Genomic DNA, 15,476 nt, shown 5'->3' on the forward strand with positions numbered 1-15,476 from the left:
TTGCAAATAGGATTACTCTACTCACGAATCCGCAAGGACGAGAAGCTGCTCCTCTCGGAGCTTCGCGACCGCGACCACGACGTCGAAAAGATCGACGTTCGCAAGCAGACGTTCGACATCTCGGGAGCGCCGGATTCGTTCGCCGATCTCGATGTCGTGATCGACCGCTGTCTCGCGACGAGTCGGAGCCTGTACGCGACGAAGTTCTTCGAAGCGTACGGCATTCCGATTATCAATTCGAACACGACCGCGGACATCTGTGCCGACAAGGTCAAAAACAGCCTCGCGCTCGAGGCTGCGGGCGTCCCGACGCCCGAAACGACCGTCGCGTTCACCAAGGATAGCGCGCTCGAGGCGATCGAGGAGTTCGGCTATCCGTGCGTCCTCAAACCGGTCGTCGGTTCGTGGGGTCGCCTGATGGCTAAAATCGACACTCGAGACGCCGCGGAAGCGATCCTCGAGCACAAGGCGACGCTCGGCCACTACGAGCACAAGGTGTTCTACGTCCAGGAGTTCGTCGAGAAACCGGGACGCGATATTCGCGTGCTGGCCATCGATGGCGAGCCCGTCGCGGCGATGGCTCGCTCTTCGGACCACTGGCTTACGAACGCCGCCAAAGGTGCCGAAACCGACGTCTTCGAACTCGACGAGGAAGCCAAAGACCTCGTCCAGGACGCGAGCGACGCCGTCGGCGGCGGATTGCTCGGTGTCGATTTGATGGAAACTGGCGATAGCTATACGGTCCACGAGGTCAACCACACCGTCGAGTTCAAGGCCCTCGATTCGGCCGTCGAAACCGACGTTGCCGGTACCGTCGTCGACTGGATCGAACGGAAAGCCGAGGAGGGAGTCGACTCCTCGCTTGAGGTGACCGCCTGATGGCGGTCGATTCGCTGGACGATGTTGCCACGGGAGCCGAGTCGGTAACCGCCAGCATCGTCGGCGGGAGCGGCTTTACGGGCGGCGAACTCCTGCGATTGATCGCGGGTCACCCGACCATCGAACTCGCTGAAGTGACCAGCCGATCGAAGGCCGGCAAGAGCGTCGGCTCCGTACACCCGCCGCTTCGCGGGAGCGACCTGCGCTTTACGGAACCCGACGACTTAGCGAGCGTCGATGTCCTCTTTACGGCGACGCCCCACGGCGTCTCGATGGGCCAGATCGACGACTTTTTCGACGTTGCGGACACCGTCGTCGACCTCTCGGCGGACTTCCGCCTCGAGAGCGAATCCCAGTACGACGAGTGGTACGACGGCCACGACGCGCCGGAGTACCTCGAGAAATCCGAATACGCGCTTCCCGAGATCAACCGCGAGAACCTCGAGGGTGCGGACCTCATCGCCGGCGGCGGCTGTAACGCCACGGCGACGATCCTCGGACTGTATCCGCTGTTCGAACACGATATCCTCGAGGGAGGAGAACAGATCGTCGTCGACGTCAAAGTCGGCTCTTCCGAAGGCGGAGCCGGCGGCGGCGAGGCCTCGAGCCATCCCGAGCGCTCGGGCGTCGTGCGCCCGTACGCGCCGACCGGCCACCGACACGAAGCCGAGATCGAGCAGTTCCTCGGCACGTCGGTTTCCTTTACCTGCCACGCCGTGGACATGATCCGCGGCGCGAGCGCGACGAGTCACGTCTTCCCGTCGGGTCCCGTCTCGAAGGGAGACCTCTGGCAAGCCTACCGCGGCGAGTACGAGGACGAACCGTTCGTCAGGATGGCCGCAGGCGGCTCCGGCGTCTATCGCTACCCCGAGCCGAAAGCCATTGCAGGAACGAACATGGCCGAAGTCGGCTTCGAACTCGACCCATCGAACAAACGCATCGTGGTCTTTTCGGCCATCGACAACATGATGAAGGGATCGGCCGGACAGGCCGTCCATGCGGCGAACATCGCGCTCGGCTTGGAGGAGACGGCCGGACTCGAGTTCGCGGGACTCCATCCCGTGGGGGCTCCGTAGATGGCCGTTGTCGTCAAAATTGGCGGCGCACGCGCCGTCGACCCCGAAGGGGCACTCGGCGATGTCGCACAGCTCTCCGAAGCCGGCGAAGACGTAGTCGTCGTCCACGGTGGTTCGACAGCTGTCGACGAGACGCTCGAGGAACTCGGCGAGGAGCCGACCTACGTCGAGACGCCCGGTGGCGTCGTCGGCCGATTCACCGACGAACGCACGATGGACGTCTTCAAGATGGTGATGCCCGGAAAGCTCAACACGGATCTCGTCGAGGCCCTGCAAAACGAGGGCGTCGATGCGGTCGGGCTCACCGGAACGGACGGGAAGTTGCTCGAAGGGAAACGCAAGTCCGCGGTCCGGGTCAAAGAGGACGGCAAGAAGAAGATCAAACGCGGCGACCACTCGGGGACGATCGAGTCGGTCAACGCGGACTTGCTCGAGACGTTGCTCTCGAGTTCGTACACGCCCGTCGTCTCCGTTCCGGTACTCGGGAGGGAGAAAAGCGGGGGTTACACCGCCGTCAACGCCGACGCGGATCGCGCGGCCGCCGCGGTCGCGGGCGCGCTCGAGGCTGACCTCGTTCTTCTGACTGATGTTTCGGGGATCTACGAGGATCCAGACGACGAGTCGACCAAGATCGATGAGGCCGCGACGCCCGAGGTGTTCGAGATCGTCAAAGACGCCGCGGAAGGATTCATGACGAAGAAAGTAATGGCGGCCGAGGAGGCTCTCGAGGACGGTGCCGTCTCGGTTGTCGTCGCCGACGCGAACGCGGACGAGCCGATCACGAACGCGCTCGAGGGCGAGGGAACGACCCTCTCTCCCGCTGCGCTCGCAGACGAGGACGAGACAATGGAGGCCACAGAATGAGCGACCACGATTTCATCTCCGGCAGCAAGCCGATCGGCATCGAACGCGGCGAGGGACCGCACCTCTACACCGCCGACGAGACGGAGTACCTCGATGCGGGTGCGAGCTTCGCGTGTACCCCGCTGGGTCACTCTCATCCCGCGGTCGTCGACGCGGTCCAAGAACAGGTGGGCGAGCTGACGTTCGTCGACTCCTCGTATCCCGTTCAATCGCGCGAGGACGCCTACGCTGCGTTCGTCGCATCCACTCCAAGCGGACTCGAGCAGGCCTGGTTCTGTAACTCCGGAACCGAGGCCAACGAAGCCGCGTTGAAGTTCGCCCGCTCGGCGACCGGCGACTCGAAAATCGTCGCCGCGACTCGCTCGTTCCACGGTCGGACGATGGGCGCGCTCGCGGCGACCTGGAAGGACAAGTACAAGGAACCGTACGAGCCATTGGCCGGCGACGTCGAGTTCGTTCCCTACGGCGATAGCGAGGAACTCGCAAACGCCGTCGACGGCGAGACCGCCGCGGTCATCCTCGAACCGATTCAGGGCGAAGGCGGGATCAACGTCCCGCCGGCGGGCTACCTCGAAACCGCCCGCGAACTCACTGACGAGGCCGGTGCGGCGCTCGTCTTCGACGAGGTACAGACCGGCATGGGCCGGACGGGATCGATGTGGGCCTGCCAGAACGCGGGCGTGACGCCCGACGTGCTCACCACCGCGAAGGGGCTGGGCAACGGCCTGCCCGTCGGCGGGATTGCAGTTCGCGACTGGATCGCCGACGGGGCGGCCTCGCACAACGCCACCTTCAGCGGCGGTCCCGTCGTCGCCGCGGCGGTTCACGCGACCATCTCGACGCTGGTCGAGGAGGAGTGGCCCGCCCACGCCGCCGAAATGGGCGACTATCTCGTCTCCGAACTCGAGGCCGCCCTCGGCGACGAGGTGCGCGAAATTCGCGGTGAGGGGCTGCTCGTCGGCATCGAGTTGAAACGCGGCGCGAACCGGGTCGCCCGCGATCTGGCGATGAACCACCAGATCCTGGCGCTTCCGGCGGGTCGGACCGTCCTGCGCTTGCTGCCGCCGCTCGTGATCGACGAGGGCGAAGCGGACCAGCTCGTGGACGCGCTGGCCGAAATCGTCGCCTCCGAGTCCTAATTATGAACGCGAGCAAACCCGAACCGAGCGACATCTCGCCCGAGAACGCGCGGAATCTGCTTATCGATCTCGTTTCGATTCCCTCGCCCAGCGGCGAGGAACGCGAGGCTGCCGAACGCCTCGTCGAGTTCTTCACTGCGAACGGACGTGGGGCCTGGATCGACGAGGTCGGAAACGTCCGCGCGCCGGCCGACGACGCGGTCTTGCTTACCTCCCACGTCGATACGGTTCCTGGCGAAATCCCCGTCGAAGTTCGGTCGGCCGACGCTGACGACCTCGAGGCCGAGGTCGTCCGCGAGGAGGGCGAGGACGTCCTCTGGGGCCGAGGTAGCGTCGATGCCACCGGCCCGCTCGCCGCGATGGCCGTCGCCGCCGTTCGGACGGGGGTTTCTTTCGTCGGTGTCGTCGGCGAGGAGACCAACTCCCGCGGCGCGCGCCACCTGGCCGTCAACCGGGAGGAACCCGACGCCGTCGTCAACGGCGAGCCGAGCGGTGCGACGGGTATCACGCTCGGCTACCGGGGTTTTCTCGCGGGCACCTACGTCGCAACCAGCGAGTCCGGTCACACCTCGAGACCGGAGCCGAACGCGATCCAACACGCGATCGACTGGTGGACGGCCGTCGAGGACGCGTTCGCGGACGACGAGTACCATCCCGTCTTCGAGCGTGTGACGGCCAAACCCGTCGACGTCGACGGCGGCTCGAGCGAGGACGGCCTCTCGGTCGAGACGACGCTGGACGTGCAGCTTCGCGTTCCGCCCTCGTTGACCGCCGAGGCAGTTCGCGAGACAGCAGAAGCCGAACTCGAGATCGGAACCGTCTCCTGGGCGGAGCCGATCCCGCCGGTCATGGAAAGTCCGCGGACCGAAGTCGCTCGGGCGTTCCGTGCGGCGATCCGCCAGCAGGATGCAGATCCCAGATTGCTTCGCAAGACCGGGACCAGCGACATGAACATCTACGCCGGCAGCTGGGACTGTCCGATGGTGACCTACGGTCCCGGCAACTCGGATCTCGATCACGCGCCGAACGAACGACTCTCGCTGTCCGAGTTCGACTGTGCTGTAGAGGTCCTCGAGACCGTTGCGGCCGATCTCAGCGGTGATACGCAATGACGACACGACACTTACTCGATATCGACGACCTCTCCGCGTCGGAGCTCGAGACAATCCTCGAGCGCGCGGAGCGATACAAACGAGCACAGCAACAGGGCGAGAATCACGAAGACCTCCCGGGCCAGACCCTGGGGATGATCTTCCAAAAACCGAGTACGCGAACGCGAGTTTCCTTCGAGACGGGGATGACTCAACTCGGCGGCCACGCGGTTTTCCTCGGCGCGGACGACATTCAACTCGGCCGCGGCGAACCGCTCAAGGATACCGCCAGAACGCTCTCGCGGTACGTCGACGCGGTGATGGCTCGCGTGTTCAAACACGAGAACATCGAGGTACTCGCGGAGTACTCCTCGGTACCGATCGTCAACGGACTCACCGACGACGCCCACCCGTGCCAGACGCTCGCCGATCTGCTGACGATTCGCGACCGACAGGGCGGATTCGAGGGGGTATCAGCGGCCTGGGTCGGCGACGGCAACAACGTCGCCCAGTCGTTCGCGATCGGCGCTGCACTGGCGGGAATCGATCTGACCGTCGCGACGCCGGAAGGTTACGAGATCGACGATGAGGTCGTAAACCGCGTCGACGACCTCGGCGGCGAGCTCACCGCCACGACGGATCCCGTCGAGGCCGTTGCTGACACGGACGTCGTCTACACCGACGTTTGGACGAGCATGGGTCAGGAAGACGAGCGCGACGTCCGGATGGACAACTTCGAGGGCTTTCAGGTCAATAACGACCTGCTCGAGCACGCCCCAAGCGCTTCGGTCATGCACTGTTTGCCGGCCCACCGCGGCGAGGAGATCAGCAACGACGTCATCGAAAGCGGTCGCTCGATCGTGTTCGATCAGGCTGAGAACCGATTGCACGCACAGAAGGCGTTGTTGAGTTGGCTCCTCGAGTAGCCCTTTAGCAGGCGACGAGGGGCCACAAACGACGGCCGAATCCACTCACTTTTTGCCCGTCCCGCTCTTCTCGCCGATAATGAGTCTGAGCCTTTCAGCGGATCAGCCAGAACACCCACCCGAAGCCGAAGACGGTGCCTGGCTCGAGTGTATCGAGTGCGGCGAGACGTTCGCGCCGCTCGAGGATATTCGCTACACCTGCGACGAGTGCGATGGATTACTCGAAGTTCGCTACACCGATCTCCCGAGCCTCGACGATTTCGAAGGACAGGGCGTCTGGCGCTACGCGGACGCCCTCCCGCTTGAGTCGGGCGTAACGACCCAGGAGGGTGCAACGCCGTTGTACGAGGTGCCGCGTCTCGAGGACGATATCGGGGTCGAGGCCCTTCGGATCAAACACGAGGGAATGAACCCGACGGGCTCGTTCAAGGACCGGGGAATGACCGTCGGCGTCGCCGTCGCGAAGGAACTTGGCGTCGATCGACTCGCCTGCGCCTCGACCGGAAACACGAGTGCGGCGCTCGCGGCCTACGGCTCGCGCGGGGGCATGGAGACGCTCGTGCTCCTCCCGGCCGGCAAAGTCGCCGCCGGAAAGATCGCGCAGGCGAGCCTCCACGGCGCGCGGATTCTCGAGGTCGACGGGAACTTCGATTCCTGTCTCGACATCGTTCAGGAACTTGCCGCCCGCGACGAGGCCTACCTCTTGAACTCGCTGAACCCCTTCCGACTCGAGGGCCAGAAGACGATCGGCCTCGAAATCCTCGAGGCGTTCCGCGACGACTACGGCGCGTTCCCCGACAGGATCGTGCTCCCCGTCGGAAACGCGGGCAACACCTCGGCGCTGTACAAGGCGTTTAGAGAACTGGTCCAGGTCGGGGACCTCCCGCTCGAGGAGGTTCCGAAACTGACCGGCGTGCAGGCGGAAGGTGCGGCACCCATGGTCGAAGCGATCGAGAACGACGCCGACGAAGTTCGGCGCTGGGATGACGTCGAGACGCGGGCAACCGCGATCCGGATCGGAAACCCGGTCAACGCTCCGAAAGCGCTCCCGGGAATTCGAGAAACGGACGGTACCGCGGTCGCCGTCTCCGACGAAGCAATTACGGACGCACAGCGCGACCTCGCGGAGGAGGGAATCGGCGTCGAACCTGCCTCCGCCGCTTCGATTGCGGGACTTCGGAAGCTTCGCGCCAAAGGCGTCGTCTCTGACGACGAACGCGTCGCCTGTCTCACGACGGGGCATTTGCTCAAAGACCCCGACGCGGCGGCCGCCGCAGGGAGCGATCCGCAACCGGTTCCGAACGATACCGAAGGCGTTCTTGAGCACCTTCACGAGTAACTTCGAGGAGGAACCTGGCCGAGAGACCTCGACGTTCTTCCTGCCGTCTTTCATCCGCATGCGCTCTGTCTGACGCGTCAGACGGTCGACTGACTGAAGCTTTTGCGGCCAGAAAAGCTATATGCTATCCCATGTCCGTCGAGCACCGACACACCGATACCCCCATCCGAGTGTGCCTGGAGCGAACGAACGCAGACGGTGACACTCCGCACGCATCGAGATTGCCCGAGCGTTCTACTCACACCACTCGAGTTCGAGACCCCCTTCCAGCGAGAATCGAACGAACCCAACTACGGCTTCGAGTCACCGCACTCGAGCGCGAACTCGAGGCTAGTGAAACCGAGCGACAGGAGATTATCGACCGCTACGAGTTCGTGCTTCAGAACCGCGAATCCGGTTCTGCCAAGTCGACAACGACTGATGATGACGACGGAATTATCCGGCGTATTCGGCGTCTTTTCGAGTAACTCGGCCGCGTTTTGATCTTTCTGTTCACGGGAAGATTCCGCGCGCGACAATGTTGGAACTCTAACTAATTAGTATATTTTAAATACCATTGGTATTAGTATATTATCACTAGAGGACATTGCGAATGGATGACGGCAATACGAATTCGACTTGTACAGAATGCGATGGACAACTTCGAAGTAACGGTACCGAGAGGGTCTGTGAAGAGTGCGGTCTCGTTTCCGAGGAGAACGCGATCGATCGCGGACCGGAGTGGCGGTCGTTCGAGGACGACGATATCGATCGGCGGCGGACGGGTGCACCGCTGACTCGCTCCCGTCACGACCGCGGTCTCTCGACGGAAATCGGATACGGATCTGGCTCCCGGTTGACGGGCCGAAAACGTCGACAACTCGCCAGAATGCGGCGAGAACACAATCGAGCGCGTATCTCGTCGAAAGTCGAGCGGAATCAAGTGTACGGGTTCACGGAGATCAAACGCCTCACAACCGAACTCTCCCTTCCCGACGCTGCCCGCGAACAGGCGTGTACGCTCTTTAAATCCGCACAATCCGAGGACCTTCTTCGCGGGCGGTCACTCGAGGGCTTCGCGGCCGCGACGGTGTATGCGATCTGTCGAACCCTGTCGCTGGCTCGAACGCTTTCGGAAATCGTCGCCGTCTCTCGAGCCGACGAATCCGAGCTCAAAGCGGCCTACGATGCGCTCAATAGAGAACTCGGGCTTCCGACGGGGCCGATCGATCCGACGCAGTATCTTCCCCGGTATGCATCGAAACTGGATCTCGACACCGATATCGAACAGTGTGCTCGAGAACACATCGAAACGCTTCTCGACAACTGCGCAATCGGGGGAAGAAACCCGAGCGGGGTTGCGGCGGCGTGTCTGTACGTCGCAGCGAACGATTGTCCCGATTGCGATGGTATTACTCAGGCGTCTGCGGGCGACGTTGCCGATGTTAACCCCGTGACGATCCGGTCGACGATTCACCAGCTCGAGGAATGTTGATTCGATTCACACTGTGTGACGGTCTCTGCGACTGATTCGATACGCTTGGCCGGGAGACAATCGGTGTCTGATTCTCGAACTGGAACTCCGGCCGTTCGTGTCTCGTGAAGTACTTCTGAGCTGGGGACGACCGTTACGGTCGCGCCAAGTGCACGTTCGATCGCAGTCTTTCGATCAGCACTGACAGTGGCCCTGTTGAGGAGGATCGCACCGACCGGCGTATCCACCTCGAGCGCGAGTTCTTTCGTCCGAAGCGCGTCGGTTATCGCTTCGGCCGAATCGGCCGTCACGAGAACGACAAGATCCGACGCGTGTAACTGTACGCCCACGTCACGCGCGATCCCCGACGGACAGTCGATAACGACGCGACCGAACTCTCGTTCGACGGTATCGAGTACGTCTTCGAATCTGGCCAGTTCGGCCGCTCGAGCCCCGGCTAACGATCTGCCACAGGGAAGCAACCGGACCGTGCCGACGGTCGTTACTGCCTCGATCGGATCCGCTCGTTCTGCGAGGACGTCGTGAAGATCCGGTCCCCGTCCGCGAGGCTGATCGGCCATCGCGAGGTCTCCGTCGACGATGACCGCGCCGAGTTCGGCCCCGAGATTCAACGCCACCGTCGACTTTCCGACGCCCCCTTTTCCCCCGCTAACGGCAACGATCATCGTCGGCTGAGGGTCCCTTTCGGTGGCTTCGATCGACTGAGTCTCGAGAGAACCGCTCGCGTCTCTAGTCCCGTCCGATCGTCAACACGCCTCGCTTCGACGAACCTGACCGATTCGTCTGTCGGTCTCTCTGGACTGGCAAAGCCTACACCTCGTTGGCTTTCCGGCTCGAGTCGTCCTTCCCAGCTCGGCCCGTCCCACTCCGGAACGACGACGCCGTTTCGTCGGGGCGGCCAGACTGGCTCGATTGTGCTCCGGAACTGAACCAACTGCGGTGTCGTTCGATCGTTCGTTACCGTGGCGTTGACGAACGTCACGCCGTCGCGGCGATCGATACGCGTCGTGATGGCGACCATATCGCTATTGGTCCCGTTACCGCATTTAAACTCGAGTACCCGGTCGGCGGTAGTGACCGTGTCTTGCCAATGCAATGATTTCTGTCCGGAAAACACGCCGTTCACTATCTCTCGTGCGACGGTCGCCGTTTCCGGATTACGTCGTTCGGAGGTTGTCCGTACTCGGCTCGTAGACCTCGCCTTTCTGTTTGAGTTTGTCGATTTCGTGTTCGGCTTTCGACTGATCCATGCCGATCTCGTCGGCCCGCTCGAGGACGATATCCATCGGTGCACCGTCGTCGTACTCCGCCTCGATATCGCTGATCAGCTGCTTGATGTTCTTGATCCGGTCGCGCTGGGATTTCGTGGTTCCGGCCTCGACGATATCCGCGTCGAACTCGCCCGTTTCGGGGTCGACGCCAATATCCTGGAGCGTCGAGCGAACGATCTCGACGACCCGTTCCGCGTCGTCGACCTCGACCGTGTCGGAGAGGCGAATTCGCGCGCTCGCTTCGGCGAGACGCACCAGCGCCTCGAGTTTTCGCGCGGTAACTGGGATCGGTGCATCGTCGTCGGTCCCCTTCAACCGGAGATCGACGTAAAAGTCCCGAATCGTGTTCCTCGCCTCCTCGGTCATCCGCGGATGACAGTTCTGCTTCGCGTAGGCGATATACTTGCGCAGGAGTTCCGCGTCGATTTCGGGGTCGACCTGCTCGGTCATCTCCTCGATTTCGTCGGTTGACACCTCGAGGGAAGTCATCTCCTCTTGCTGAGTCGTTAACTCTCCTGCGTAGTTCGTCGTCAGGATGTGCTCGGCCAAGTTCCGGTCTTTCTCCTCGTCTGGATCGTCAGTAACCGTGAAAATCAGATCGAACCGCGAGATGAGCGCTGGCTCGAGATCGATCTGTTCGGCGATCGGTTCGTACTGGTCGAAGCGACCGTACTTCGGGTTAGCCGCGCCGAGTAAGGAACACCGTGACTTGAGCGTCGCGTTGATCCCTGCCTTGGAAACCGAAATTTGCTGCTGCTCGAGGGCCTCGTGCATGGCACTGCGGTCCTCGGAGTTGTGGACGACCATGCCATTGGCGATGAAGTTGTGCGTGCCCTCGACCGTGAGGTCGTACACGTACTCCCATTCGTCGTTGACAATCCGCCGAACGTCGACTATTTCTTTCGGCTCAACAGTACGGGAATTCGAGTCGGATTGTGGCGTCGTTGCTAGCGAGCCGCCATCTGTGGCAACCGGTGAGCGGTTTCGTGGTGTGAGCGTCCGATCACCGACCTCGAGTTCCTCCGCGCTCCGCTCGATGATCTCGTCGTTGTTCTGTTGGACGAAGAACGGATGGTCGGGTGTCGACCGAATCCGGTTCCCGTCTATCGTAGTGACTTCGACTAGTTCTCCGGGAGCTTCGTACTGATGAACCGCCGTTGCCGGTCGCTCGACGATCTCCTGGGAGTCAGTTAGTGTCTGGACAGTTAATTCCACATCGCGAATGGTACGTCCGTTTTCGAGCGACTCGATTTCCCCATCAACTTCTGCTTCCTGCACTATCTCCTCGAGTGAATTAGTTGCTCCATTTGTCATCTCGACGGTTGTATCACCAGTCACACACCGCATCTTGTCGAGCTCGTCCACTGCCGCGATTCCCTGATCGGCGAGCACTAACGCGCCAGCCTCGAGCGTCCACTGTTGGCCATCGCCGAAGTCGTCGCGCACAGCCGCGGCCGTGAGACCTGCTGAAGACGAACCTTTGCCGGAGGTGTAGACTGACCGAGGTGCAATATTCCTGATATAACTTAGCATTTGGGACTTTCCTGTACCAGGATCTCCGATCAGCAGCATGTGCAGGTCTCCGCGAATCCTCGAGCCGTCGGGTAACTGCTTGGTGACGCCCGAGAACAACTGGAGCATCATCGCGAGTTTCTCTTGATCGTAGCCGTAGATCGACGGCGCGATGGAGGCGACCATCTTCTCGTAGATGTCGTCCTCCGTCGAGAGTCGAACGATTTCCTTTTTGTCCTCCTCGGTGATGTCCATGTCTTCGAACTGTTCTTCGTCGATATCGACGGAGATCCCCTCCATGTAGAAATCGAAGATCGGGGATTTCTCCTGCTGGTTGCCCTGTTGCTCGAGGCGGAGGACGCCGACGGCCGAAACGTGGTCGCCGGGCGTTACCTGTCCCGTGATATCGTCTTCGACGTGAACGTCGAGCGCCTGTGGTGTCTCACCGCCGCGCAGCCCTTCCGGGCTTTCCTGGATTCGGAGTTTCTGTGCGTCGATGAACTCCGATTGGTCGAAATTAACCTGAAACGGCCCCTGCCGTTCACAGCCCTGACATTCGTGAGGTTCTTGAAAATCGCCGGTGGACTGCGGAATTCGGTTGAGCGTGCCACAGAGTTGGCATTCGAAGGCGGCTTCCTCGATCTTCGGCCGAACGTCCGTCGCCTTCCGGACGATTCCACGTACCTGCACGAGCTTGTTCATGCTCTGTGCACGAATGTCTCGAATTTCGGGGGATTCGGTGTCGGGAAGGTTCCGAATTCGGACGTGTGCTTGCCCGAGGCTGACGTCGATCGGGAGGTCGTACAGTCGGAGCGCTTCCTCCGCGTAGCGTTGCAGTTGTTCGGGCTGGTTCAAATAGTCGTCCGCGAGGTCGGGGTCGTACCGGTAGAGATCTTGCCAGTCGATAAACAGCGAGCGCTGTTCGTTGGGATACTGCTGGGCAAGCTGTTTCACCTCGTTGTCGTAGTAGTTCCGGAAGAACTGCTCGAACGCGTCGACGAGTTCGGAGTTTCCCGCTTGCGCCATTGACCTGTTGTTGGGTCGCCATTGCGTATAAATGGTCGCAAACTCGAGTGAAACTAGTCACCGTGAATATCAGCTAAATTGATGTTTCGGGGTGATATATGGAAGCGCACACGGGACTCGTATTTGTTCCACTCCGTTTCACTTGTTCCACCCCGTTCTCACTGGGACGCCTGTCGGCTGATTCTCGAGCGGTCGATAGAAAATTCCACACGCCGACTCCCTGTCTTCCCATGGCCACTCGTCGGTAGCCATTTCGCTGTACTACGTCGCCCGTTATGTATCTCGGGCCAATTTCTTTTGGCCGGGTCGACGAGTGTCTCGTTGGCGCTGGCCAATTGCGTCTCTGGATTTTCGGCCGGTAAGCCAGCGTGATTGTGGCTGTTGTTAGCATACTACTCTCTCGAGTAGTCGTTTTCGAGATCCATTTAACAACCTGTTAGATACCAAATTGCGCCCGATAACCGCCATCGAACTGTTTTCGAGAATCGGTTTAGTGATCTGTTAGACGGATTTCCATTGGAGATGAACGCAATGAACGTACGGAACTACTATAGTGACATTTCGGATTGGTTAGAACGGAGATGAGAAAATGCTAGAGCTGCTTTCCGAATTCCGGGGGATAATTTTCCCCGTCTTTTACGTCGGGTTTTTCCTCGGAACGCTCGTCCTGCTCGCGCTTTCGGATCGCGAGGTCGCACGGTCCGTCTGGGTCGGGGGATTTTTGCTCGTCCTCCTCGCGGTCACCGTCGTCGGTACGCCGCTTATGCCCGTCGTCGAGATGCACAAGTTCTCGCAGCCGAACGACGAACAGAACACGGCCCACGAGTTCGTCGTCGTCGACGCGGACGGAAACGAACTGTACTACGATTACCGTGCGGCGCCGCCAACGACCGGCAGTCGGTCGTCGACGATCGCTGGACACATGGTCGAGGAGTACCCGGATGAGGATCGACTAGAGATCGCCGATTTCTATCTTTCTAACGCCCAAGAGTATCGTGCTGACGTCGAATCTGGTGAGTATCCGCCTCCCACGGAGCCACTAGAACCACCGCGCTACACCGACGATAAGCAGTGGTCTGCCGAGGAACTCGAGGAATTCGAAGCGTTCGAAGCCATTCGGATCTACGAACGGACGCTGACGGTTACCGACGATAACACCGAGATCGAATCCCACGAGCGCGACCTCCGACTCACGGTCGACGTAGACAATCAAACGATCACCGAACACGAACACACATGAGTGCGTTTATCAACTACTTCGCCGACGACTCCCGTTCGTCACCGATCAACCTCGCGGCCGCTCGAGTCGTGCTCGGCGCGTACGTTCTCTGGCGCGTCGTCTTCCTCGATTGGGGCTTCTACCAGGAGTGGCCTCGGGACTTCAACCCCGGAATTAACTTCCTGTACAACGATCTGCTGTTCTCGTTGTTGCCCTATCAGCAGTGGCTCGTCGCCGGACTGCTCGCGTTGTTCATCGTCGGGTACAAGATAAAGTGGACCGGCGGCCTCGCAAGTCTCCTATTGATGCAGATGCTGTCGGTCAAGTCGACGATCTACATGTCGGGGACCGTCGAGTCGATGTTCGTCTGCGCGTATTTCATCCTCCTGTTCGCGTTCTTCCACGACGACGACGTGCTGTCGGCCGACGCGGTGATTCGAACGAAAGAGCAGTCCATCGATCAACTGAACTGGTTCCTGAAGGAGGGATCGAACCAGAGCTATCGGATGCGGCCGTTCAAATGGGGTCTCGTTATCCTCGGGCTGATGTATCTCGGCGCCGCGTGGGGGAAACTGCTCAACGGCGGGTTGGAAATCTATCTCTCCGGGGCCGACCTCCAGCGCGACATCGTCTACAATCAGGTCGCAACGGGAATGTACCGACCAATCGGTGATTTCGTCGTCCAACACGAGATACTGGCCTGGCTCGGTTTCGTCGGAACCGCGTTCGTTCAGTCGCTGTTTATCGTTGCGATCGTACTCGGCGTGACGGTGACGCCGTTTATCCTCGGTCTGATCGGCTTTCACGTCGGCGTCATCCTGACGCTCGGGATCTACTTCGTCGATATGATCGTCGTTCTCTCACTGTACGTCGCCTGGGACGTTGGCTACCGAAAAATCGCCGCGGATCAGACGAACGCTGTTCAGTTGGTGTACGACGAGCGCTGTTACTTCTGTGCGAGGACCCTCTATCTCTTCAAGCACCTCGACATCAACGATTCGGTGCAGTTCTACACGCAGTCGGACGCTCCGTCCGAACTGGTCGAACGCGACGGTGTCGACCTCGAGAAGGAGATGTATCTCTTTCGCGACGGCAAGGCTTACGGCGGCTACGACGCGTTCCGGCACCTGTTCAAGCAGTTCCGGATCTTCTTCCCGATCACGCTGTTGATGGTCCTTCCGCCGGTCAGAATGGTCGGCGAACGGATCTACGAATACATCGCGGATAACCGAGACCGCCACTTCGTCTGTAGCTACAACCCCGACGAAACCTCGTAGGCGAGCGCTTGTCATCGACTCGAGAACTCCCTCTTCTGGCTTGCAAGCGCAGTGCCAGTCGTCAAACCCATTCACGATGGAATCCAACACGGAATGGCATCACCACAACGAAGACCAGATTCCTCTAGTCTCGCAGAGGTACTCGACCGCGTCCTCGACAAGGGCGTCGTCATCGATATCTGGGCACGAATTTCGGTTGTCGGCATCGAACTGCTCACCATCGAAGCGCGAGTCGTCGTGGCGTCGGTGGACACGTTCCTCCATTACGCGGAGGAAATCGCAAAAATTGAGCAAGCGACGGCCGAGGGAGATCTGGAAGACCTCGAGGAACTCGAGGTCGAGCAACGCCCCGAGTCGTCACCACAGTCGGCCTCACAATAACC

At 60.7% G+C, this 15,476-nt stretch carries 15 protein-coding genes; 12 read left to right on the top strand and 3 right to left on the bottom strand.

Going from position 1 to position 15,476, the window contains the following annotated elements:
* The 9 genes from lysX (at position 1) to ACZ5C7_RS09120 (ending at position 8,788) form a co-directional block, all read left to right on the top strand.
* Complete coding sequence (gene lysX / locus ACZ5C7_RS09080; protein WP_464376007.1) at positions 1-879, top strand: lysine biosynthesis protein LysX; 879 nt, start codon at positions 1-3, stop codon at positions 877-879.
* Complete coding sequence (gene argC, locus ACZ5C7_RS09085) at positions 879-1,955, top strand: N-acetyl-gamma-glutamyl-phosphate reductase (protein ID WP_464376008.1); 1,077 nt, start codon at positions 879-881, stop codon at positions 1,953-1,955. The genes lysX and argC overlap by 1 nt, the downstream gene beginning before the upstream one ends.
* The gene (locus ACZ5C7_RS09090; protein ID WP_464376009.1) at positions 1,956-2,819 is read left to right on the top strand and encodes an acetylglutamate/acetylaminoadipate kinase; all 864 of its coding nucleotides are present in this window, start codon (positions 1,956-1,958) and stop codon (positions 2,817-2,819) included. It abuts the gene before it with no gap.
* Positions 2,816-3,958, top strand: a complete 1,143-nt coding sequence (locus tag ACZ5C7_RS09095; RefSeq protein WP_464376010.1) for an aspartate aminotransferase family protein — start codon at positions 2,816-2,818, stop codon at positions 3,956-3,958. Before ACZ5C7_RS09090 ends, ACZ5C7_RS09095 begins: the two co-directional genes overlap by 4 nt.
* Before the next feature lie 2 nt (positions 3,959-3,960).
* Positions 3,961-5,070 carry a [LysW]-lysine hydrolase gene (locus ACZ5C7_RS09100; RefSeq protein ID WP_464376011.1) on the top strand — a complete coding sequence of 370 codons (1,110 nt, stop codon included), beginning with the start codon at positions 3,961-3,963 and terminating at the stop codon, positions 5,068-5,070.
* Positions 5,067-5,975: an ornithine carbamoyltransferase gene (gene argF / locus ACZ5C7_RS09105; protein ID WP_464376012.1), complete on the top strand. Its 909-nt coding sequence runs from the start codon at positions 5,067-5,069 to the stop codon at positions 5,973-5,975. The genes ACZ5C7_RS09100 and argF overlap by 4 nt, the downstream gene beginning before the upstream one ends.
* 79 nt (positions 5,976-6,054) lie before the next feature.
* Positions 6,055-7,314 (top strand): threonine synthase, encoded by a 1,260-nt coding sequence (thrC, locus tag ACZ5C7_RS09110; RefSeq protein WP_464376013.1) that lies wholly within the window; start codon positions 6,055-6,057, stop codon positions 7,312-7,314.
* Positions 7,315-7,445: 131 nt separating this feature from the next.
* On the top strand, positions 7,446-7,781 hold the full coding sequence (locus ACZ5C7_RS09115) for a hypothetical protein (protein WP_464376014.1): 336 nt from the start codon (positions 7,446-7,448) through the stop codon (positions 7,779-7,781).
* Between the two features lie 125 nt (positions 7,782-7,906).
* Positions 7,907-8,788 (top strand): transcription initiation factor IIB, encoded by an 882-nt coding sequence (locus ACZ5C7_RS09120; RefSeq protein ID WP_464376015.1) that lies wholly within the window; start codon positions 7,907-7,909, stop codon positions 8,786-8,788.
* Here the strand turns inward: ACZ5C7_RS09120 and ACZ5C7_RS09125 are convergent.
* From ACZ5C7_RS09125 to ACZ5C7_RS09135, 3 genes are all read right to left on the bottom strand, one after another.
* Complete coding sequence (locus tag ACZ5C7_RS09125) at positions 8,767-9,453, bottom strand: MinD/ParA family ATP-binding protein (protein WP_464376016.1); 687 nt, start codon at positions 9,451-9,453, stop codon at positions 8,767-8,769. The genes ACZ5C7_RS09120 and ACZ5C7_RS09125 overlap by 22 nt on opposite strands.
* Positions 9,450-9,809 carry a DUF7857 domain-containing protein gene (locus ACZ5C7_RS09130; RefSeq protein ID WP_464376017.1) on the bottom strand — a complete coding sequence of 120 codons (360 nt, stop codon included), beginning with the start codon at positions 9,807-9,809 and terminating at the stop codon, positions 9,450-9,452. Before ACZ5C7_RS09130 ends, ACZ5C7_RS09125 begins: the two co-directional genes overlap by 4 nt.
* 136 nt (positions 9,810-9,945) lie before the next feature.
* Entirely contained in the window at positions 9,946-12,597 is a 2,652-nt protein-coding gene (locus ACZ5C7_RS09135; protein WP_464376018.1) for an AAA family ATPase, read from the bottom strand.
* Between the two features lie 589 nt (positions 12,598-13,186).
* On the opposite strand from ACZ5C7_RS09135, the gene ACZ5C7_RS09140 reads away from it, so the two are divergent.
* From ACZ5C7_RS09140 to gvpA, 3 genes are all read left to right on the top strand, one after another.
* A complete protein-coding gene (locus ACZ5C7_RS09140; protein ID WP_464376019.1) occupies positions 13,187-13,837 on the top strand; it encodes a hypothetical protein in 651 nt (216 codons plus the stop codon).
* Positions 13,834-15,093 (top strand): thiol-disulfide oxidoreductase DCC family protein, encoded by a 1,260-nt coding sequence (locus ACZ5C7_RS09145; protein WP_464376020.1) that lies wholly within the window; start codon positions 13,834-13,836, stop codon positions 15,091-15,093. Before ACZ5C7_RS09140 ends, ACZ5C7_RS09145 begins: the two co-directional genes overlap by 4 nt.
* 93 nt (positions 15,094-15,186) lie before the next feature.
* Positions 15,187-15,474 (top strand): gas vesicle protein GvpA, encoded by a 288-nt coding sequence (gvpA, locus tag ACZ5C7_RS09150; RefSeq protein WP_464376021.1) that lies wholly within the window; start codon positions 15,187-15,189, stop codon positions 15,472-15,474.
* The last annotated feature ends 2 nt before the right edge of the window (positions 15,475-15,476 follow it).

This window comes from Halostagnicola alkaliphila (assembly GCF_055379965.1).